The organism is Trinickia caryophylli (genome assembly GCF_034424545.1).
Taxonomy (GTDB): Bacteria; Pseudomonadota; Gammaproteobacteria; order Burkholderiales; family Burkholderiaceae; genus Trinickia; species Trinickia caryophylli.
On record NZ_CP139970.1, the window covers coordinates 4,046,543 to 4,066,281 of the forward strand.

The 19,739-nt window shown below is 67.4% G+C and carries 18 protein-coding genes; 14 read left to right on the forward strand and 4 right to left on the reverse strand.

From position 1 onward, the window contains the following. Nucleotides 1–47: 47 nt before the first annotated feature. The 3 genes from U0034_RS18290 to U0034_RS18300 form a co-directional block, all read right to left on the reverse strand. Complete coding sequence (locus U0034_RS18290; RefSeq protein ID WP_085229530.1) at nucleotides 48–1,733, reverse strand: ShlB/FhaC/HecB family hemolysin secretion/activation protein; 1,686 nt, start codon at nucleotides 1,731–1,733, stop codon at nucleotides 48–50. 195 nt (nucleotides 1,734–1,928) lie between these two features. Continuing rightward, the gene (locus U0034_RS18295) at nucleotides 1,929–3,101 is read right to left on the reverse strand and encodes a collagen-like triple helix repeat-containing protein (RefSeq protein WP_085229531.1); all 1,173 of its coding nucleotides are present in this window, start codon (nucleotides 3,099–3,101) and stop codon (nucleotides 1,929–1,931) included. A 141-nt stretch (nucleotides 3,102–3,242) separates the two neighbouring features. After that, nucleotides 3,243–4,496, reverse strand: a complete 1,254-nt coding sequence (locus tag U0034_RS18300; RefSeq protein WP_085229532.1) for a collagen-like triple helix repeat-containing protein — start codon at nucleotides 4,494–4,496, stop codon at nucleotides 3,243–3,245. 595 nt (nucleotides 4,497–5,091) lie between these two features. Between U0034_RS18300 and U0034_RS18310 the strand changes: the two genes are divergently transcribed. The 14 genes from U0034_RS18310 (at nucleotide 5,092) to U0034_RS18375 (ending at nucleotide 18,994) form a co-directional block, all read left to right on the forward strand. After that, nucleotides 5,092–5,262, forward strand: a complete 171-nt coding sequence (locus tag U0034_RS18310) for a Flp family type IVb pilin (RefSeq protein WP_085229533.1) — start codon at nucleotides 5,092–5,094, stop codon at nucleotides 5,260–5,262. A gap of 128 nt (nucleotides 5,263–5,390) precedes the next feature. Beyond that, the gene (locus U0034_RS18315) at nucleotides 5,391–5,885 is read left to right on the forward strand and encodes an A24 family peptidase (protein ID WP_085229534.1); all 495 of its coding nucleotides are present in this window, start codon (nucleotides 5,391–5,393) and stop codon (nucleotides 5,883–5,885) included. Continuing rightward, a complete protein-coding gene (locus U0034_RS18320) occupies nucleotides 5,882–6,349 on the forward strand; it encodes a TadE/TadG family type IV pilus assembly protein (protein ID WP_085229535.1) in 468 nt (155 codons plus the stop codon). The genes U0034_RS18315 and U0034_RS18320 overlap by 4 nt, the downstream gene beginning before the upstream one ends. Before the next feature lie 91 nt (nucleotides 6,350–6,440). Beyond that, a complete protein-coding gene (cpaB, locus tag U0034_RS18325; RefSeq protein WP_085229536.1) occupies nucleotides 6,441–7,334 on the forward strand; it encodes a Flp pilus assembly protein CpaB in 894 nt (297 codons plus the stop codon). Nucleotides 7,335–7,457: 123 nt separating this feature from the next. Further along, nucleotides 7,458–8,864 (forward strand): type II and III secretion system protein family protein, encoded by a 1,407-nt coding sequence (locus U0034_RS18330; RefSeq protein ID WP_085229537.1) that lies wholly within the window; start codon nucleotides 7,458–7,460, stop codon nucleotides 8,862–8,864. A gap of 43 nt (nucleotides 8,865–8,907) precedes the next feature. Next, entirely contained in the window at nucleotides 8,908–10,203 is a 1,296-nt protein-coding gene (locus U0034_RS18335) for a fimbrial protein (protein WP_102623014.1), read from the forward strand. Nucleotides 10,204–10,206: 3 nt separating this feature from the next. Continuing rightward, a complete protein-coding gene (locus tag U0034_RS18340; RefSeq protein WP_085229538.1) occupies nucleotides 10,207–11,556 on the forward strand; it encodes a CpaF family protein in 1,350 nt (449 codons plus the stop codon). Next, nucleotides 11,549–12,532 (forward strand): type II secretion system F family protein, encoded by a 984-nt coding sequence (locus U0034_RS18345; protein ID WP_085229539.1) that lies wholly within the window; start codon nucleotides 11,549–11,551, stop codon nucleotides 12,530–12,532. The genes U0034_RS18340 and U0034_RS18345 overlap by 8 nt, the downstream gene beginning before the upstream one ends. A 1-nt stretch (nucleotide 12,533) precedes the next feature. After that, complete coding sequence (locus U0034_RS18350) at nucleotides 12,534–13,610, forward strand: type II secretion system F family protein (RefSeq protein ID WP_085229540.1); 1,077 nt, start codon at nucleotides 12,534–12,536, stop codon at nucleotides 13,608–13,610. A gap of 59 nt (nucleotides 13,611–13,669) precedes the next feature. Next, a complete protein-coding gene (locus U0034_RS18355) occupies nucleotides 13,670–14,563 on the forward strand; it encodes a pilus assembly protein (RefSeq protein WP_162800997.1) in 894 nt (297 codons plus the stop codon). Next, nucleotides 14,560–14,943 carry a DUF3613 domain-containing protein gene (locus U0034_RS18360; RefSeq protein ID WP_085229542.1) on the forward strand — a complete coding sequence of 128 codons (384 nt, stop codon included), beginning with the start codon at nucleotides 14,560–14,562 and terminating at the stop codon, nucleotides 14,941–14,943. The genes U0034_RS18355 and U0034_RS18360 overlap by 4 nt, the downstream gene beginning before the upstream one ends. A 72-nt stretch (nucleotides 14,944–15,015) precedes the next feature. After that, entirely contained in the window at nucleotides 15,016–16,701 is a 1,686-nt protein-coding gene (locus U0034_RS18365) for a TadG family pilus assembly protein (RefSeq protein ID WP_233211975.1), read from the forward strand. Between the two features lie 61 nt (nucleotides 16,702–16,762). Next, the gene (locus U0034_RS18370; protein ID WP_085229543.1) at nucleotides 16,763–18,154 is read left to right on the forward strand and encodes a sigma 54-interacting transcriptional regulator; all 1,392 of its coding nucleotides are present in this window, start codon (nucleotides 16,763–16,765) and stop codon (nucleotides 18,152–18,154) included. A 78-nt stretch (nucleotides 18,155–18,232) separates the two neighbouring features. After that, nucleotides 18,233–18,994, forward strand: a complete 762-nt coding sequence (locus tag U0034_RS18375; RefSeq protein WP_085229544.1) for a DUF2968 domain-containing protein — start codon at nucleotides 18,233–18,235, stop codon at nucleotides 18,992–18,994. A 43-nt stretch (nucleotides 18,995–19,037) separates the two neighbouring features. Here U0034_RS18375 and U0034_RS18380 read toward each other — a convergent pair whose 3' ends face one another. Continuing rightward, complete coding sequence (locus U0034_RS18380) at nucleotides 19,038–19,661, reverse strand: GntR family transcriptional regulator (protein WP_085229545.1); 624 nt, start codon at nucleotides 19,659–19,661, stop codon at nucleotides 19,038–19,040. Nucleotides 19,662–19,739: the final 78 nt, after the last annotated feature.

The window sequence follows — 19,739 nt, forward strand, 5'->3', positions numbered from 1 at the left end:
ATCGCGAGTGGAACCTCTAATCAGGCACGAGGGCCCGGATAGAGCCTTCAAAAAAGCTGATATGAAAACGTGGCGTTCAATCGTGGGCTGCGCGATGGGCTCTCGATCGGCGCGTCGGCTACCGCCTTCGCAAGCGAGAGGTCGACACTGTAGTGTTTCGCGTCGGTTATCCGCAGCCCGATTGCAACCGATGCGAGCTTCGCCGGCGCCGGTGCGCCCGTATGCAGGTACACGCGTGCCAGATCGAACGATACGTAGGGCGTGAGCGTTTGCAGGTAGGGCAGGTGAATCGCTAGCGGGCGATTGATCTCGAAGGCGGCGGCCCAGCCTGAATCGCCCGACGCTTCACCCGGCTGGTAGCCGAGTGCAAAACGCTGCGCACCGAACGCGACCTGCTCGGACGTGGGCAGTGTCGAGGGACTGTACTGCCCCGCCAGCGAGACCGTCGTTCCGATCTTCCAAGGCCACTCGTTGCTTTGCGATGCGCTCGCCGTGGTGCGCACGAAGTTCAGCGAAACCGGATTCGTTTGCGTGACGCCAGGCACGTTCGTATCCCCGGCCTTCGAGGCACCGAGCACATCGAATGCCTTGGCGACGGTCAGGTTCGCGCGACGGGTCTGGCGCGGGAGTGCCTCCGTGTAGTCGAGCTGTGCCTGCAGCACGCGCACTTGCGAGCGCAGGCCGAGGCGCGCGCCGTTGATCGTGTTGCGATAACTGTTCTCGTCGTGCGAGGCATAGCCGCCCACGGTGGCGGTCAGCTTGTGCGCGTCGCGCAGATAGAGCGGAAAGCTGGCCGACAGGCCCAGTTTTTCGTTGACGACTGTGCGTTCGACGTAAGAGGGCAGCCCCGGATTGTCGACCGGATGGCCGCGATAGTGTGCGGCATCGAGGTGAGTGACCACACCGTTCGTGCCGACCGGCAATGCCGCATTGGCCGCTACGTACGTTTGCCTGTCGCGTCCGGGCGGCGCAAGCGCGGAGAGGCTCAACTGTTCGCCGAAACCGGCGAGCCCGTTTTCGGTCATCGATAGAAGGCCCTGCACGCCCGGGTGGTGCAAATCGATGCCGGCACCGGCATTGATCGCCTTGCGCACGACGTTGAGCTCGAGCGCCGTCGCGCCGTCGGTCGAGCGCGGCGGCGGTACCGTTGCCGCGATCGTCAGCCCCGGCAGCAGGCCGAGCGTGTTCACGTAGCGCTCGAAAGTGTCGCGCCGCAACGGCCGCTCTCGCCGGATCGGCTCGGCGATCTCCCGGACCTTTCGTTCGCTCGGCCCCGCATTGCCTGTGACCGTCACTTCGCTGACGTAGCCCTCGACGACCGTGATGCGTACGTTGCCGTTCTCGAACGTTTGTGCCGGCACGAAGGCAAACGAGAGCGCGTAGCCGCGTTGCTGGTAGAGCCGCGTCACGCTATCGGCCGTTTCTATCAATTCGGCGATTGTGATGTCCTTGCCGACGAGCGTGGAGAAACGTGCGGCGACGTCCGCGAATGGCAGAGCCCTGACGCCCTCGATCTGAATCTTCGATGGCGTCAGGCGGCTCGCGAGCAACTGTTCGAGCGCGGGCGTGCGATGTTCGACCTGCACCGAGACGTTCGGCGCTTTGCTCGGGGCTTCGATTTGCGGCAGCGCCTGCAGTGGATTGCCGCTCGCGGCGGGCCGCGCCTGCGCGGCGACTGCGGCCGGCATGCCCGCCAAGGCGAGCGCCATCAGCCAAGGTCGTGTCCTCGTCATCGTGTGTCCTCGTATGGCCAGAGGTGGGCGAACTCGGAACCGCTTCCGATCGAAAGCGGCGGCTCGCCTCGTGGCAGGTCTTCTTGGCGTTCTGTTGCGGGACCATGCCCGCGTTCGCGGGTGGCCGGTACGCCCGGCCGCCCACTCGTCGACGCTCGGCCTGCCGCAACGTCGCGTTTCTTTGCGCGGGGCGCGCTATTGCGTCTTGCCGAGCGGCAAGACGGTGCCGAGCAAACTGCCAAGACCCGCGCCGCCGGCCGCCCCCGTCGCGCCGGCGGCGCCCGTGGCTCCCGCACCCGGCAGCGATGTGACCGCGCCTGTCAGCGCCGACAAGGGATTCGCGCCCGTAGTCATCGCACCGCCCGCTGCCGGCGCCGCTGCTCCGAGCAGCGAGCCGAGGCCGCCGAGCGGGCTCGTGCTCGCGCCGCCGTTTCCACCGCCACTTGCAACGGCCGTATTGGAACTGCCGACGAGGCTTGTGATGAGCCCCGGAATCGGCGCCGCCCCGTTGGGACCGTTCCGGTTCACCAGACCGCCTGCGTTCGTCACCGTTGCGCCGAGACTCGAGATCAACTGGCCGCCGTCGGCGACGAGAGGATGGCTTGCACTGCCGCCCACGGTTGTGCCCGCTCCCTGCAGCGCACCGCCGATCTGCGCGAGCGCTCCCGAAAGCGGTTGACCGAGGCCGCTGGTCGCGCCGACCGTCTGCGTCGTCTGCCCAAGCGTGACGACGAGCGGCGTAATGGCATTGCTGAGCGGCTGAGTGACCTGCTGTACGGCCGATGACGATATGGTGTTGGCGAGGATCATCCCACCCGCGTTGATACCGTTGGCCGCCGTGTACAACGCGCCGGCAAGCGGCGCGGTGACGGGCGAGAGCGCCGAGAGGTTGCCGGTGCCGAGCGCATCGACCGTCTTCGCCGCGCCGGCCACCACGCCACTCGTCGAACTGATGGTCGAACCGAGACCCGTCAGGGTAGCCCCCACCGGGTTCGCGCTCGTGCCGATCTGACCGAGGCCGCCGCTCAGCGCGTCGGCCGCGCGATCGATCACGCCGCCGAGTGCCGACACGGTGCTGCCCGCGCCTTGTGTTACACCCGGACTCACGCCGGGCAGCGTCTGCGCGGCGATCGTATCGCCCAGGTCGGAAACCGTCTTGCCCACCGTGTTGACGGTGCCTGCCGTGGAGGCCGTGGTCTGTGTGACGGGGGTATCGGGCGGGGGCGTAACGCCGGTGGTGGTCGCCGTCGTCGGGACCGACGTGCCGTCGCTACCGCAACCGGCAAGCACGCAGGCAACGGCGAGCGTGACGGCGCTCGCGCGCCAGGGCGCCGTGTGGCGCGCAAAGAGACGGTGTGAATGAGACATGATGTGCTCCTCGTTGTGTGTAGCCGCGGGCGACGGCGGGGCGCGTCGTGCGCGAGCGAATGGCAGGCAACGTGGCGCCCGCCTGTGGCCAGGTGCTGCCGCGCATCGACGAAACCGCGACTGCGCAGCGGCACCGATCTATTACTTCTTCGGCACCGCGCCGGTGAGCGATCCGGTGAGCGCACCCGTGAGCGCGCCGAGCCCTGACAGCAGGCCGGACGTCGTGCTGCCCGATGAGCTTGTGCCGCTCGAAAGCGCACCTGTCGCCGTCGAAAGCAGGCCCGTGATAGCGGCGAGCGGGTTGTTCGTGGTTGCGGTGGTCGTGCCGTGTGGTGTGCTCGTCGCGACTGGGCTCACGGCGCTCAACGCGCCTGTGGCGGAGGACAAGGCGCCCGCGAGCGAGCCCAGCGGATTCGCGGTGCCTGCCGCGCCGGTGCCGCTCACGAGCCCAGCGGCGGCGCCTACCGCGTTGCCGGTTGCTGCGAGCGTCGCGCCGACACCGCTCGTCACTGCGCCGCCGCCGGCAGATGCTACGACCGAGCCGGCTCTGCCGAGTGCGCCCGCCGCGGTACCGAGCAATGCGGCGAGCGGCGCACCCACACCGCTCGTATTGCCGACGTCGCGCGTCGTAGCCGCGAGTGCCGATGTAATCGGCGTGATCAGCGCACTGACCGGCTGCGTGACCTGTTCGATGGCCCCACTCGACAAGACGCCGCCCAGCGCCGTTCCGGCCTGCGTGACGGCCGTCCCGGCGCTGGCGAGAGCGCCGCCGAGGGGCGTCGTCAATGGCGCGAGAGCCGACAGGGGGCCGTGCGCCGCGAGGCTCGACACGAGGTTGCCCGTTGCGGTCACGGCCCCGCCGAGCTGAGCGACGGTGGGGCTCGCGCTTGCCAATGTCGTACCGAGCGGATCGCTCGTAGCGCCCAACTGCCCGAGGCCTTGCGAGATTCCGGCACCGAGCGCCGACACCGCGCCGCCGAGGCCTTGCACCACCGCACCGGCAGCCTGCGTTGTTTGCGGATTGACGCCGGGTAGCGTTTGCGAGCCCACAGTCGTGCCCACGCCCGAAATCGTCGAGCCGATCGTGCTGACCAGACCGCCCGTACTGTCGGCGATTTTTCCGACCGTGTTGGACGTTGCGGTGGAACCGGAACCCGATCCCGAGCCTGATCCACCGGAGCCGACCGTCGTGCCGCTGCTGCTGCCGCTGCCTCCGGCGCTCGCGCTCGTCGTGCTGCTTGCGCTGCCGCTGTCCGTGCCGCCTGCGCCGCTTGTCGAGCCAAGCCCTTGACTGAGCGTGCCGGAACCGCCACATGCCGCAAGCGAAAGCACGGCTGCCAGTGCGGTCAGGCCCGCGGTGATTCGGAATACCCCGTTTGATGTTGGATGGCACATGGTCCGCTCGCTTGTTGTCGATTGAGAAAGTCGCGGGCGGTGGTTCTGCAATCGGCATGCCAATGACCGTTGCGGGCGCAACGATATGGCGAGAGAAGGGCGGCGTCGTGCCCGCGAGCCATGCGCTGCGCGGATGTGGGCAAAAGCGGGGGGCTCGGGCGCATCGTGGGCGAGCGCTGTGTGCGGCCTCGCGCCGCGGCGGCGTAACGTAACGCGTGAGGCGCGGCGTTACGCCGTCGCTCGTAACGCGCGATAAAAACCGGTTAAGAAACTAGTGGAATCTATCTAAACTATCGTTAGCCCTAACTTAGCGAATGGCCTAAACAGGTGTAAAAGTCGCGTTGCGCCGATTGCACCTGGAAACCGAATCGGTTCCGAGGATGGAGGCGGCGCGCTGAACGAGGGGTTGGCGGCTTTTCGATCGGGTGTACTGAACAATACCAAGCAGCAAACGCCGCGCGCGGAAAATCGGAGCGAAATACGGTTATTGCAGTCCTGCCCGGACCGGGCCGGCTGCCGTATGTCGTGCCTCCGGAGACGCGGCGCGCCAGGCCGTCGTAGCCGTGCGACGGCGGTCTCCACATGCGAGGACACCATGAACAAGCTTATCGGACGCTTCCTGAACGACGACCGCGGCGTAACCGCGATCGAGTACGCGTTGATCGCGGGGCTTATCGCGGTCGCCATCGTCGGCTCCCTGAATTCGGTCACGACTGCTTTGGAGACCGCATTCCAAAATATTGTGACCAGTCTGAACGGATCGTAATTCGACCGTAAAGCGGCGATAAAGCGGCTGCGCTTTTCAGTTAAAAGGTGTCGGCGCTTCGATTGCTTTTTCGAGCAATCGGAGCGGATCGACTCGTCTATTCACGAGCTGGGTTTTCTTTTACGCCAATGTCGCTCGGAAGCGTATTGTTCGCGTCGTGGGCGGTGGCCGTGGCGGTTTCGGATTGCCGCTGCAGGCGTGTGCCGAATGCTCTCGTCGCGGCCGGGTTCCTCGCTGCGATGGCTTGCGCGTTGGCGCGGGCCGGCCCGTTTGGTGTCGCGCCGTTGCCAGCGATGTTCGGTGCGGCGGCGGGGCTCGTCGCGCTCATGCCTTTCTTCGCAATACGAGTGATGGGTGCGGGCGACGTCAAGGTATTCGCGGTGCTGGGCGGCTGGTGCGGTGCCTCGGCTTTGGTCGGATTGTGGCTCGCCGCAAGCATCGCCGCGGCCGTGCATGCGCTCGTCGTGCTCGTTATCGCGCGTAGGTCGGGACATGTGTTGCGGCGCGCTGGCGAACCGACGTTCGCCCTCGGGCGCCATCGCGCGGCTCCGTACGCGGCGCTGCTCGTGGCGGCGGCCATGTTTTCGCTGCTCGCCCAACTGTTTATCGGGCGGGCGTCATGAGCGCGGCCAAGCGCGCGAGGTGCAGGCCGAGAGGCGAGCGCGGCAGCACGGCCGTCGAGTTTGCGCTCGTGTTCCCTCTGCTCTTTGCGGTGTTCTACGGAGTCGCCACGTTCAGTTTGATCTTCGTGGCCAAGCAGAGCCTGACACTGGCAGCGGAAGAAGGGGCGCGAGCCGCGCTCAATTACCAGAGCGCTTCGAATACGCAGGCCGCGCTTGCGGCACGAGGGCAAAGCGCCTGCACGGTGGCGAGCAATGCGGCGGCGTGGCTCGGCGGCGGCTCGCGTTGCGCGGCCGAGGCGCAGCCTTGCAGCTACGACGCCTCGATGGACTGCATCTCGGTCACGCTCACGTATGACTATGCCGCGCGGCCGCTCGTGCCGGCGCTGCCGCTCTTGGACATCGCGCTGCCAGGCACGCTGACGAGCGCGGCGGTCGTGCAGATCAACCCGGAGAACGTGCTATGACGGATGTGAGCGGCCCTGGAGGGAGCAGCGGTGCGCGGTCGGCGGCCACGCCCGCCCGCTCGGACGTGCCTCCCTTACGCCCGGAGCGGCCATGCCCAATCTGACAAGAGTGGCGGCAGGCCTGCTCATCGCCGCCGCATTGTTGCTGGCTGCCTATGCGTGGACGCTGAGCCGCCGGCCCGCACCGCGGCCGCCGCACGTCGCGCCTGCCGCGCAGGCCAGCTTTCCTGTCGTGGTCGCGGCGCGCAGGCTGTCGGCGGGGCAACCGATCGAGGACAGCGCACTGCGCGTCGAGCGCCTCGCCCATCGCCCTCAAGGCACGTACGTGGAGCCGGCGGCACTCGCGCGGCGCGTGCCGCTTACCGACATCGAGTCCGGCGCGCCTGTGTTCGAAGCGCAACTGTCGTCGGGCTTTGCTGAGCAGGTCGAGCCAGGGCAGCGTGCGGTCGCTGTACACGTCGACGAGGCGAGCGCGGTAGGCGATCGTCTCCGGCCTGGAAACTTCGTGGATGTCTACGTGATGCTCAAGCGCGAGAATGCCGCGCTTGCCGCGCGCGCGGAGGTCACGCGCACGCAGGCCAAGCTGCTGCTTTCGCGTCTGCGCGTGCTTGCGTTCGGCGATACCGCCGCGGGCGGCGGCAAGGCTTCGGAGCGCACGGTACACCCGCGCACGGCCGTACTGGCGGTGCCGGCCGCCGACGTCGAGCGCCTCGCGCTCGCAGACAGTGCGGGCCGAGTGCTGCTTGCGCTGCGCAGCCCGCGGGACACGGAGGGTGCAGATCGGTTGCCGGGCGCGTCGATGGCGGCGGCGACGGCGTTGGCGTCGCCCGGCGCCGGGACCACGGCGAAGGACGAGGGCGTCTCGCTGGCGGTCTTATCGGGCGCGCAAGCATCGCGCGGCCGCGAGGTGCCGCCGCGGCGGACACAGGTGAGCTCGAGCGTGGAGGTGATACGGGCAGGGCACCCGCAAACGATCGAGTACTGAACGGTGCGGCGCGCCCGGCGTGCGACGCGCAAACGCCTGGGTCCGGCAGCCGGACAGCCCGCTACCCGGACCACGGGGAGGCGGGCGGACACGATACGAGGCCCAGCAGGCGGGCTCAATGACATGACCAAGACAATCGACACGGGGAAACGGGTTCGCGGGAGGTGCCTCATCGCTTGCACGGTTGCGCTCTCGCAGGCGCTGGGGGGCGCCTGGGCGGCCGATGTGACAGCCGGGAGCCCTGGCGCTGCGGCGGTCGTTGCCGGTAAGCCGCGCACGATATCGCTCACCGTCGGCGAGCAGCGGCAGCTTGCGTCCGGGGAGACGATCGTGCGCGTGGCCGTGGGCGATCCCGCCGTTGCCGATGTGCTGCTGCTCAAGGAGGGCGCGGGCAGGCATGCGGTGTTCCTCGTCGCCAAAGGCGCCGGTACGACGAGCCTCATGATGTGGAGCGCGGGACACGTCGCGCCGCAAAGCTATACGCTCGACGTGAGGCCCGCGTCATCCGCCGCATTGCTTGGCGACGACACGGCGCGCGTGAGTGCGCTGGGCGGAGATGCCATCATCTCCGGCTCGTCGCCGACCATGGAAGCGCATCGGCGCGCATCGGCCGCCGCTGCTTCGGCGAAGTCCAAGGACGGCCGGATCGTCGATGTCTCGGCGATCGCCACGCCGGCAGTCGTGCAGGTGGATGTGCGCGTGGTCGAGTTCAGCCGCGCGGTGCTGAAGGAAGCCGGCCTGAATCTGTTCAAGCAGAGCAACGGCTTCGCGTTCGGCACGTTTGCTCCATCCGCGCTTCAGTCGTTGAGCGGCGGCGCGACGGGGGGCTTTCACGCCGATGTGAGCGCACCCATTGCCTCAGCGTTCAACCTCGTGCTGAACTCGGCCGCGCACGGCCTTTTTGCCGATTTGAGCCTGATGGAAAGCAACAATCTCGCGCGCGTCCTGGCCGAGCCGACGCTCGTCGCACTCTCGGGGCAAAGCGCGAGCTTTTTGGCGGGCGGAGAGATTCCGGTGCCGGTGCCCGAGGCGCTCGGCACGACGTCGATCCAGTACAAGCCGTACGGCGTGGGGCTCACGTTGACGCCAACCGTGCTCAGCGCGAAGCGGATTGCGCTGAAGGTCGCGCCCGAAGCGAGCCAGCTCGATTTCCAGAACGCCGTGACGATCAACGGCATATCGGTGCCGGCGATCACGACGCGTCGAGCCGATACCACGGTCGAGCTGGGCGACGGCGAGAGCTTCGTCATCGGCGGCCTCGTCGATCGCGAGACTCGTTCGAACGTGAGCAAGGTGCCGCTGCTCGGCGACCTGCCGATCATTGGCACCTTTTTCAAGTCGCTCAACTATCAGCAAAGCGACAAGGAACTCGTCATCGTCGTCACGCCGCATCTCGTCGCACCGCTCGCCAGGAACGCGCGCGTGCCCGCTACGCCGGGCGAGCAAAGCGAGCAGCGGGATGCGCCGGTTTGGCGCAGCTATCTCGGCGGCGCGATGTCGCGCGACGCCGGACCGGGGTTTTCGCAGTGAACGCGGTGTCCCGCCCCAGGCCGCGATCGAAAACGAGGTGCCCATGAACGCCAGGGTGGAACCATTGGCCAGTCGAGCCGCAGTCGATCATTACCATTTCCTGTTCGCGTCGACGAACGAGGCGAACGCCTGCTGGCTCGCGGACTCGCTCGTGGCCGCTGGCACGCTCGAGCAGGCGGTGCCCGAGCCGGCGCTGCTGGCCCAACGCATTGCCGCTCATCCGCCGGCGCTCGTTTTCGTCGACTTTTCGGGCCCGCATGCGCGGCTAGCCGCCTCGGCGGTGCAGAGCCTGCGCATAGAGGCTCCTCAACTACCGGTGGTTGCGGTGGGCACGCTCGCCGAGCCCGAGACGGCGCTCGCGGCGCTGCGTGCGGGCGTGCGCGATTTCGTCGACATGGGCGCCGGCACCGACGAGGCGATGCGCGTCACGCGCCATGTGCTCGAGCATATGGCGGAACCGGACGCGCGGCATGGCAGGCTGACGGTGCTGCTCGGTGCACGCGTGGGCGTTGGCGTCTCCACGCTCGCCGCGAATCTCGCTGTGACGATGCAGCGGCGCGGCGCGGGGCGCCACACGGCGCTCATCGATCTCGGCCTGCCGGCGGGCGACGGCGCGCTTTATCTGAACACGCGCGCGGAATTCGATTTCGTCGAAGCGGTCCGCAATCTCCGAAGGTTCGATCAGACGTTCGTGCACACGGCGCTTTCGCGACACGCGAGCGGACTCGCGCTGACCACGCTGCCGCCTGCGCTCTCGACCCTGCGCACGGTGTCGCACGCGTCGGCCGTCGCGCTGCTGAGCCGGCTGCGGGCGTTCTTCGATCATCAGATCGTCGATCTCGGCGGTTTTTCGAACGGCGAGTTCGTGGCGGAGGTGGCGCGTACGGCCGACGACGTCTGGCTCGTTTGCGATCCATCGCTCGGCGCTGTCGTCTCGGCGACCGATCTCGCGGCGCAGTTGGCGGCCGCCCGCATCGAGCGCGAAATGCTCGGCCTCGTCGTGACGAAGTTCGACCGCGACGTTGGGCTCTCGGCACAACAGATCGCCGACAAGCTCGAACTGCCGCTCGTCGCGACGCTGCCCGCGCGCCGGGTACCGCTCGCTCGCGCGGCGAACCAGGGCAGGCTGATCGTGGAGGCCGCACCGCGCGACCCGTATGCCCGCGCGCTCGAGCTGCTCGCGCAGCGTCTTGCGGACCGCGGCGGCGGCGGCGGGGGCGGAGGCGCGGCCGGCGAGGCGGCACACGGGGCAAAGCAAGGCACGAGGCAAGCCAAGAAGCAAGGCACGAAGCGCGGGCTCCACGCTTTTCTCCGCAACCTTTTTTCGAGGCGCGCATAGACGATGTCGGACCCGATCGAATTTGCTGGCGATGCGTCTTCGTTCGCACACACGCAGCAGTTTCAGGACGTCAAGCATGCGGCGCACGAGCATCTGCTCACGCGCATCGAAGAACTCGGAGCGGAGTTCGGCCGATGGTCGCGCGGCGCAATCAAACAGTTCGTCGATCTCGAGATGGACGGGTTCGTGCGCCTGCGCCACATCCCGATCAACGAGGGCGAGGTTCGCCTCATCGCCGAGGCGCTGACGAAAGAGCTGGCGGGCTTCGGCCCGATCGAGGATCTGCTCAACGATCCCGCCGTCGAAGACATTCTCGTCAACGGGTATCGCGACGTCTATGTTTCGCGTCACGGTGTGTTGACGAAGATGCCCGTGCGCTTTGCCGACAACGCGCACTTGCTGCGCATCGTGCGGCGCATTCTCGCGCCGATCGGCAGGCGGCTCGACGAGTCGAACCCGATGGTGGACGCCCGGCTGCCCGATGGCGGGCGGGTGAACGTGGTGATCGAGCCGCTTTCGATCGACGGGCCGGTCATGTCGATCCGCAAGTTCCGCAAGGATCCGCTGCGGCCGTCGGATTTGCTCGAGAACGGTACCTATGACGAGCAGATCGCGGCCCTGCTCGAGGCGGCCGTCGCGGCGCGCTGCAACATTCTCGTTTCGGGCGGCACCAGTTCCGGCAAAACCTCGCTCCTGAATGCCCTGGCGTTCCACGTTCCGGAGCCCGAGCGCGTGGTGACGATCGAGGACACGGCCGAGCTCTCGCTCAACCATCCGCACGTCGTGAGGCTCGAGAGCCGGCCCGGCGGCTTCGACGGAGCGGGACTCGTCACGATTCGCGATCTGCTGCGCAATACGCTGCGCATGCGTCCCGATCGGATCATCGTCGGCGAAGTGCGCGGCGGCGAGGTGCTCGAGATGTTGCAGGCAATGAACACGGGACACGATGGCTCGATGGGCACCGTTCATGCAAGTTCGCCACGCGAATGCCTCTACCGGCTCGAAATGCTGGCAGGGTTCGCGGGCTTTCAGGGCACGGAATCGAGCCTGCGGCGGCAGATTGCGAATGCCATCGATTTCATCGTGCAGATCGGGCGGCTTTCCAACGGGCGGCGACGCATTCTCTCGGTCACGGAAGTCACAGGGCTTGCCGACACGATCATCGCAACGCAGGAACTCTATCGCTATGAGCCGATGATCGGCGCCGACGGCGAGGAAATCGATAACTGGGTATCGCTCGGCATTCATCCGCATTCGCCGAAGCTCGCGCGCTTCCGGCGCGCCTTTGCGGGGACGTTCGGCGACGATTCGGGGTTCGGCACGACGATGAACGCAGGAGGCTTGCGTGGCTAGCGCCGCCGCATGGTTCTGCGCGTTCGCGTTGTTTTGCGCGGGTTTGGCCCTGGTGCTCGTCCAGCGCGGCACGCGCGCCCGCCGGCAGGCCGGCGCCGCGCGCGTCATCGAGCGTTTCGCGCCGTCGGGCGCCGTGCGTTCGACCGGCCCGGTTCAGTTCCCGGCTGCCGGCACCTTGCGTGCGTCCGCGCAAGCGCAAACTGAAACGTCGCGGCGGACAAACGCGCGGCCGGCGTTTCGCGTACCCGCGCTCGACAATCTGGCCGCGCGTGCCGGGCTCGAAGCCGCGCGCCTGCCGCTTTCGCTTGCCGCCGCTGTGGTGGCGGGGCTGGCAGCGGCGGCCGCCATCGACGCTGGGCTCCTGGCGGGCACGGCTGCAGGCGCGGCCGGCATCTGCCTGATCTGCCTTTTCGTGACGGCGCGCGCGCAACGGCGCCGGCTCGCGATCGTCCAGCAGTTGCCCGGATTTCTCGACGGTATCGTGCGGCTCGTTACGCTCGGCAACAGCGTCCCCGCCGCGTTTCAGGCGGCGATGCAAACGAGCGAGGGGCCATTGCGGGAGTGCCTCGAGCGCGTCGCGCGCAGCATGCGCGCCGGCATGGAGATCGATCGTGCGCTGTCGCACATCGGCGCCGTCTACCGTGTCCGGGAGTTCGAATTCGTGGGCGCGGTGCTGCGCCTCTCGGTGAAATACGGCGGCCGCGCCGACGTCATGCTCGAGCGCATGGCGGCGTTCATGCGCGACGTCGAGCAGGCCGAACGCGAGCTTGCCGCGCTGTCGGCCGAAACGCGCCTGTCCGCGTGGGTGCTCGCGGCCATGCCGATCGTCATCGGCGGACTCATCGTGACCGCGAAGCCGACGTATTTCAGCGCCATGTGGGCGGACCCGGAGGGCCGGCGGCTCGTCGATCTCGCTTTCGGTCTGCAGATCGCGGGCGCCTATCTGCTGTACCGCCTTGCGCGGCTGAGGGCCTGAGATGCAGTCGAATCGAATCTTCGTTTTGGCTCTTGCCTTGGCCGCCCTCGGGTTGCTGTTGCTCGCGGCGGGCCTGCTGGCACGGCTTGCCGCCGATCGCCGCAGTGACCGCGTGCTGCGCGGCGCGCTCGAACGGCGCGCACGGGCCACCGTCGCGCCCGTGCCCGCATCGGCGCACGGCCAGGTAGCCGTTGCACCCGAACGGATGGCCTCGAGGGCCGGCGGGCAGCATGCGGTGCGCGCGGCTGGTGCGGCGGCTCCGGCCAGCGGCTCGGCAACGCGCGGCATGGCGCAGGGCGAGCCGACCTCGTCGCTTCTCGGGCGCCTGGGTGCGGCCGGCGCGCGCTGGCTGGAGACGAAGCCGGGCAGGCAGATCGTTGCGGCGGAGGACCGGCTGCTGCTCGACCAATGCGGTTTCATCGACGTGCGGGCGAGGGGCATCTTCCTCCTCTCGCGCATTGCCGGCGCCGCGTTCGCGCCGCTCGTCGCGGATTGGGCATGGGGCGCTCAGCACTCCGGCTTGCCACGACTCGTCTGCGCGGCAGCGGCGCTCACGGCGGGATTTCTCGCGCCGAAGCTCGCGTTGCAGCGTCGCGCCGCGATGCGGCGCCGGAGCGTGGCCGACGAGATGCCGGTGCTCGTCGATCTTCTGCGGCTGTTGCAGGGTGTGGGACTGTCGCTCGATCAGAGCCTGCAGGTCATGGTTAACGATTTTCGCTCGATGCTGCCCGTGCTATCGGGCGAGCTGGAAGTCGCGCAACGTCAGTTCGCCGCTGGCCGCACGCGCGAGCAATCGATGCAGCGGCTCGCGAACACGTTCGGCAACGAGGATTTGCGAGCTGTCGTGCGGCTGATGATTCAGGTCGACCGCCATGGCGGGGCCGTTCAGGAACCGCTGCGCCAGTTCGGCGAGCGGCTGCGCGAAACGAGGCGGGCGATGCTGCGCGAGCGCATCGGCCGGCTGACCGTGAAGATGACCGGGGTCATGATCGTCACGTTGCTACCGGCGCTCCTGATCGTGACGGCCGGGCCGGGGCTCCTCGCCGTCACGCAGATGCTGGGCGCGGCTCACCGATGATGTGCCGCGCGATCGTTTTTTCCGGGCAGCGATGCCCGGGTTTATCGGAGCCACGTCTGATGAAGTACCGTTTGCCGATTCGACTCTCGACATGGACCTTGTGTGTGGCCGTCACGCTGAGCGCGGGTGCCTGCGCCTTCAAGGAATCGGGCTACGGCGTGGGACCGCAGGCGGAGCGTGCGGCGGCGATGCTGCGCGCCGCCAGGGACGACAGGCCCGACAGACCCGACAGACCCGACAGACCCGACAGACCCGACACGCCCGGGATGTACCTCGCGCTCATCGACAAGATGCAGGCACGAGGCCTCTATTACGCGTCGCTCGCGCATATCGACGCCTTTCAGAAGCAGTACGGCGCCAATCCCGAGTCTGCACTGCTGCGTGCCGACGCACTGCGCATGACTGGACAGCCCGAGGCGAGCGCGGCCGCGTATGGCGCGCTGTTGGCGACGCCGCTTGCGGCGCGCGGCTATCGCGGGCTGGGGCTGCTCGCGGCGGCCGCGGGCCATTTCGACGAGGCGGCGCGGCACCTCGCCCAAGCGGCGGCGCTGGCGCCCACTGACGCGGCGACGCTCTCGGATCTCGGCTATGCGCGGCTGCGAGCGGGCGATGTGGCCGGCTCGCGCGTGCCGCTCATGCAGTCGGCCGAACTCGACTCGAAAAACGCTCGCGTCCTCTCGAACCTGGCGCTGCTGCTCCTCGCCGAGGGGCGCGATGGGCAGGCGCGTGCTCTGATGGAAGAGGAGCGTTTCCCGGCACTGGTGCGCGACGCGATCCGGCAAGACGCGCAGAAGGTGGCGGCGGCGGAACGCGCGCGTCGCGCGGCGCAGTCGGCCGCGCCATTGCAGGCCCGGCCGGCGCAAGAAGGTGCGGCGCTTGTGTCGCTGAGGCCGCCGGCTGCGGCGGGCGGCGCCGATGTGCCGCCATCGCTGCTGCAACGATTTGCGCGATGACGATCTTCAATCCGACGGGGACGAACATGAGAACGACGATCGTGGCGGTGTCGAAGCTTACTGTGCTGACGGCCTGTGCGGCATTGCTCGCATGCGGTACCGCGGCGGCACGTGCTCAAGCGCCGGAGAGCGGCGGGCGGCATGCCGGACAGATCGGCGCGGCGACGCGCGCCTGGCTCGAACTTCAGCGCGGCGGGCGTGCTGCCGCCACGCCCGAGCCGATGCTCGGCGAAGAAGCTGGTCTCGCTTATGAGCGCTATATGAAGTCGTTCAGGACGAAAATCCCGAGCCGGTTCGGCTCGACGCTCGATGGCGGCAACGCGTTGCGCGTCGATTATCCGAACGTGGGCGGCGGGCCGTCGGCGGCCGACGGGCAGTGAGGGGCGCCGGCCGTGCTTCGTTCACGATGGATCGTCAGACCATTGCACTCTGGCCCGCAACGGCAACGCGGGGTGTCGAGCGTCATCGTCGCGCTCTTTGCCGGACTCGTCATGGTGGCACTCGGGGCGATAGACATCGGCAACCTGTTTTACGCGCGCCGCTCGCTGCAGCGGGTTGCCGACCTCGCGGCGCTGGCGGCGGTGCAAACGCTCGACGATACCTGCACGCAGCCGCCGCTCACCGCACGGGCGAACGCCGACGCGAATGGGTTCTCGGCCACGGCGCAGGGGCAGTCGCTGGACCTCGCATGCGGCAGATGGGATACGAGCGAAAACAATGGACCGAGCTACTTCTCGAGTGCGAGCGGTCAGGCGCCGTTGAATGCCGTCCAGGTAACGGCGACGCGCCCGGTGCCGTATATCTTTTTTGGGCCGGCGCGCACGATCAGCGCGAGCGCGACTGCCCAGGCGACCAATCTCGGTGCGTTCACCGTGGGGACGGCGCTCGCGCAATTGCAGGGCGGCCTCGTCAATGCGTTGCTCAATGCTTTGCTGGGGGGCAGCGTGAATCTGTCGCTGGCATCGTACGAATCGCTCGCCAACGCCCGTGTGAAGCTCGGCGATCTCGCGGCGGCGCTCGGCGTGAGCACGGTGGATCAGCTGCTGGCGGCCCGGGTCAGCGCGGCCGGGCTCGCGCAGCTGATGCTGACGGCGTTGTCGAATACATCGGTCGCCGATGCGAATCTGCAAACCGATCTTGCCACGCTGCAGGCCATCGTCGCGGGCGGCATGTCGAACGCCATATCGTTTCCGATTGGAGACAGCAGCGATGCGCATGGGCTGTTGAGCCTCGGGCTCGCCGATTCGCAAAGCGCGCTCGACGCCACGATCAGCCCCTTCGACGCGTTGATGGTTGCCGCGCAGATTGCCAAGGCCGGGCAGCCGCCGATCGACGTTTCGGCGGGCGTGCAGTTGCCCGGCGCCGATCTGTCGCTGCTGCTGCAGATCATCGAGCCGCCGGTGCTTGCCGTCGGCGAGGCCGGTATCGACCCGGCGACACGGAATTGGAGAACGATGGCGCACACGGCGCAACTGCGGCTTTATATGAACATCGGCCTGAGCCTGCCGCCGCTGCCGCTTATTGGCCAGGTCGCGCTCGAGTTGCCGATATCGCTCGAGGCCGTACCCGGGAATGCATGGCTCGAATCGATCTCCTGTGCGAGCTCGAAGCCGGCAAGCCGCTCGACGATCGGTGCGACGCCCGGCCTCGCCAACATTTGCATTGCGAAGCGGCCCGCAAACCTTGCGGCATCGCAGCCATTCAGCTGTTCGCAGCCCGCGACGCTCGTCGACGTGCCGAATCTGATCGAGGTGACGGCCGCACTGCCGCTCACGGCCACGGTGGGGCCCGCGGATTCTCCGTCGCTTTCGTTCGACGGCGTGAGCGGCAACGACGACGATTATCAGAGCGCCGATTCGAACGCGGTGGGCGGCATTCTTGCCAATGCGCTCACGGGTCTCGCCACCTCGCTTGCGCAGCCCGGTGCGTTGTCGATCCGACTCTTCGGCTTGCCGTCGAGCCTCCTCGATTCGCTGACGGGTGCGCTCGTCTCGCTGCTCTCGACGCTGCTGAGCCCGGTGCTCATCGCGCTCGACGCCGTGGTCGAGCCGCTGCTGCAGCTGCTCGGCGTTCAGATCGGCGTGGCCGAGATTCACGACCTGTCGCTCACCTGCGGCGTGTCGAAGCTCGTGTATTGAATCGAATACCAACAAGACGCCAAAGCGGATAGCTCAGCGCCAAAGGACCATAGGGCGAACAATGAGAGCGGCCAATCGAATCGAGGAACTGGACGTCTACGTCTGGGAGGGCAACGCCGATATCGTCGAGCGCGCCGCGCGCTGTCTGGCCAGCTTCGACGTGGAGGTCGTGCGCGCGGACGCCATGACGATGCCACCCGTTCGCGGCGCGGCGCGCGCATCGATCGCCATCGTCAGCGCAAGCGTCATCGAGGGCAGCGCGCGTTCCTCGCACGACTGGCACATGCTCGGGGGGATGCCTGTGATCTGGGTCGGCACGGTGCCGCGCGAGCGCGACGGAGCGAGCTTTCCGCCCGAGTATTCGCACGTACTGCCGCTCGATTTCACCTGTGCCGAACTGCGCGGCATGGTGGCGAAACTCGCCGCTCAGTTGCGCGCGCATACCGCCGAGGCCGCGGCACCGACCGTGCTCGTCGCTCATTCGGAATGCATGCAGGCGCTGCTGTACGAGGTCGAGACGTTCGCCGATTGCGATACGAGCGTGCTGCTGCGCGGCGAGACGGGCGTCGGCAAGGAGCGCATCGCCCAACTGCTGCACGAGAAGCATTCGCGCTACCGCGACGGGCCTTTCGTGCCCGTGAACTGCGGCGCGATTCCCGACGGCCTTTTCGAGTCGCTCTTCTTCGGCCATGCGAAAGGCGCGTTCACCGGGGCGGTGGGCGCGCACAAGGGCTACTTCGAGCAGGCCGACGGCGGCACGCTCTTTCTCGACGAGATCGGCGATCTGCCGCTCTACCAGCAGGTGAAGCTGCTGCGCGTGCTCGAGGACGGGGCGGTTACGCGCATTGGCTCGGCGACACCGGTCAAGGTGGACTTTCGCCTCGTCGCGGCCACGAACAAGAATCTGCCGCAACTGGTGAAGGACAGCGCTTTTCGTGCGGACCTCTATTACCGCCTTGCCGTGATCGAGCTGCGCATCCCGTCCCTCGAGGAGCGCGGGCCCGTGGACAAGATCGCGATCTTCAATGCGTTCATTGCCTCGGTGGTCGGGCCGGAACGGCTTGCCGCACTGCCCGGGATCCCGTATTGGTTAGCCGATGCGATTGCCGACACGGAATTCCCGGGCAACGTGCGCGAGTTGCGCAACCTGGCCGAGCGGATCGGCGTGACCGTGCGTCAGATCGGCGCATGGGATACCCCGCGGTTGAGGCGGCTGCTCGCGCACGCGCGCCACACGCCGATGACGGCGGCCGTGCCGGCTGCGGATCTCATCGTCGACAGGAGCAAGTGGGATATGGCCGAGCGCAGCCGTGTGCTTGCGGCGCTCGCGTCCAACGCCTGGCGGCGGCAGGATACCGCGCAGCATCTCGGCATCAGCCGGAAGGTATTGTGGGAAAAGATGCGTAAGTACCAAATATTCGACGAGGAGCCCGAAACACGCGATACTGACTGATAATGTCAGGCTTGAGTCATGAGCTTGAGTCAGTCTGGCAGGCCACTCAAAATAAAACTATTCGCGCAGGAATTGACAATGAGGCATTTTTCGCGTATGCGGGAAACAGCGTTTGCAGCGCTCATGGTGGTCGGGGGTTTGGGAATGTTCGGTTGCGCGGGTGCGCAATCGAACGCCAGTGTCGGTGCGCCAGTAGCGGCTTCCACGCCTGCGGCGGCTGTGCCCGCTTCAGAGCCCTCTTCAAAGCCCGCTTCGGAGCCCGCCGCGGCGCCGGTTGCGTCCGAGCCCGATGCGGCATCGGCGCCGACCGCCACCGAGCAGAAGGAAGCGCAGGGCAATGTCGCAGAACTGCAACGCTTGATGCACGGTAACGAGCTGACGGAGCTGCGCACGAGCTACAACGGCAGCTATGGCGCCAGCCTCTTGCTTTATGGCAATGAGCTCACCTACTACGTGGTGCTTTTCCAACAAAAGAACTTCTGGCGCGTGATCAAGACCTCGGACGAGGGCCGCGCCGAAGCGATTTATGCGGATTTCGCGCACAAGAGCGCCCAGCTGGCCGATGTCGAGTTGCGCCGCGCCAAGCTCGCCGCGCAAAAAGCCTATACCGAACGGTTGATTGCCCTCTCGCAGGCACGCGCCGATCGGCTCCAGGCCGACCTCGACGTCGCGCGACAGCAACAGAAGGTCGTCGCGAACCGCCAGAAGCAGGCGCGTGACGAGGCCGCCGCGCTCGCGGCGCAAAAGCGTGCGGCGCAGGAGCAACTGCGCGAGCTGCGTCGCCAGGTTCAGCTTCTCCAGCGGCAGAACGAGCAGGGTTTGCCGCGTCGCGCACATTGAGCGGGGCGGCCGGGCATCGGGTTGTGGCGAAGCGGCACAGGCCCTACGTCAGCAACTCGATGACGGCGTTGCGCGCCGAATTCAGATGGGCAACGGTGGCGGCACGTGCCGCCCTCGCGTTGCCCTCGCGGCATGCGTTCAGAATGTCGGCGTGCTCGCGCTGGAACGCCGGCGTGGCGGCCAGCAGTGAGGTCTGCAGGCGTTCGTAGCGCTCCACTTGAGCGCGCAGTTCGCGGATCGTGCGCAACTGGCGCGCGTTGCCGCAGGGCGCGTAGATGAGTTCGTGAAACTCGCGGTTCAGTTCGCCTTGCTTGTCGCGCGTCTTCGCTGTGCCGAGCAGCCGATGCACGACCGTTGCCCGCACGAGCGTTTCCTCGTCCATCCGCTTGACGGCGCGATAGATCGCATCGCCTTCGATCAGCACGCGCAGGTCATAGATCTCTTCGATATCCCCACGGCCCAGCGTGCGCACCACGGCACCGCGATTGCGCTGGATGTCGGCCAGGCCCCACGCCTCGAGCTTTCTCAATGCCTCTCGAAGCGGTATCCGGCTGACGGAAAAGCGCTCCGCCAGATCGCGTTCGACGAGACGCGCGCCGTCGGCCAGTTCGCCGTTGACGATCAGATCGCGCAGCGCGGCGGCGATCGTGTCGGCTGTCGAATCCATTGACACCCCTCGGCAGGTAAGTTGGTATCGCGGTATGCGATGTCAATTGGTATACCACAATCGCTGCCGGAAAACGCC

What these genes read in the sequence shown, in the direction of transcription:
- U0034_RS18290 (WP_085229530.1), bottom strand. Translation starts at nt 1,733, where the DNA reads ATGACGAGGACACGACCTTGGCTGATGGCGCTCGCCTTGGCGGGCATG.
- U0034_RS18295 (WP_085229531.1), bottom strand. Translation starts at nt 3,101, where the DNA reads ATGTCTCATTCACACCGTCTCTTTGCGCGCCACACGGCGCCCTGGCGC.
- U0034_RS18300 (WP_085229532.1), bottom strand. Translation starts at nt 4,496, where the DNA reads ATGTGCCATCCAACATCAAACGGGGTATTCCGAATCACCGCGGGCCTG.
- U0034_RS18310 (WP_085229533.1), top strand. Translation starts at nt 5,092, where the DNA reads ATGAACAAGCTTATCGGACGCTTCCTGAACGACGACCGCGGCGTAACC.
- U0034_RS18315 (WP_085229534.1), top strand. Translation starts at nt 5,391, where the DNA reads ATGTCGCTCGGAAGCGTATTGTTCGCGTCGTGGGCGGTGGCCGTGGCG.
- U0034_RS18320 (WP_085229535.1), top strand. Translation starts at nt 5,882, where the DNA reads ATGAGCGCGGCCAAGCGCGCGAGGTGCAGGCCGAGAGGCGAGCGCGGC.
- cpaB (WP_085229536.1), top strand. Translation starts at nt 6,441, where the DNA reads ATGCCCAATCTGACAAGAGTGGCGGCAGGCCTGCTCATCGCCGCCGCA.
- U0034_RS18330 (WP_085229537.1), top strand. Translation starts at nt 7,458, where the DNA reads ATGACCAAGACAATCGACACGGGGAAACGGGTTCGCGGGAGGTGCCTC.
- U0034_RS18335 (WP_102623014.1), top strand. Translation starts at nt 8,908, where the DNA reads ATGAACGCCAGGGTGGAACCATTGGCCAGTCGAGCCGCAGTCGATCAT.
- U0034_RS18340 (WP_085229538.1), top strand. Translation starts at nt 10,207, where the DNA reads ATGTCGGACCCGATCGAATTTGCTGGCGATGCGTCTTCGTTCGCACAC.
- U0034_RS18350 (WP_085229540.1), top strand. Translation starts at nt 12,534, where the DNA reads ATGCAGTCGAATCGAATCTTCGTTTTGGCTCTTGCCTTGGCCGCCCTC.
- U0034_RS18355 (WP_162800997.1), top strand. Translation starts at nt 13,670, where the DNA reads ATGAAGTACCGTTTGCCGATTCGACTCTCGACATGGACCTTGTGTGTG.
- U0034_RS18360 (WP_085229542.1), top strand. Translation starts at nt 14,560, where the DNA reads ATGACGATCTTCAATCCGACGGGGACGAACATGAGAACGACGATCGTG.
- U0034_RS18370 (WP_085229543.1), top strand. Translation starts at nt 16,763, where the DNA reads ATGAGAGCGGCCAATCGAATCGAGGAACTGGACGTCTACGTCTGGGAG.
- U0034_RS18375 (WP_085229544.1), top strand. Translation starts at nt 18,233, where the DNA reads ATGAGGCATTTTTCGCGTATGCGGGAAACAGCGTTTGCAGCGCTCATG.
- U0034_RS18380 (WP_085229545.1), bottom strand. Translation starts at nt 19,661, where the DNA reads ATGGATTCGACAGCCGACACGATCGCCGCCGCGCTGCGCGATCTGATC.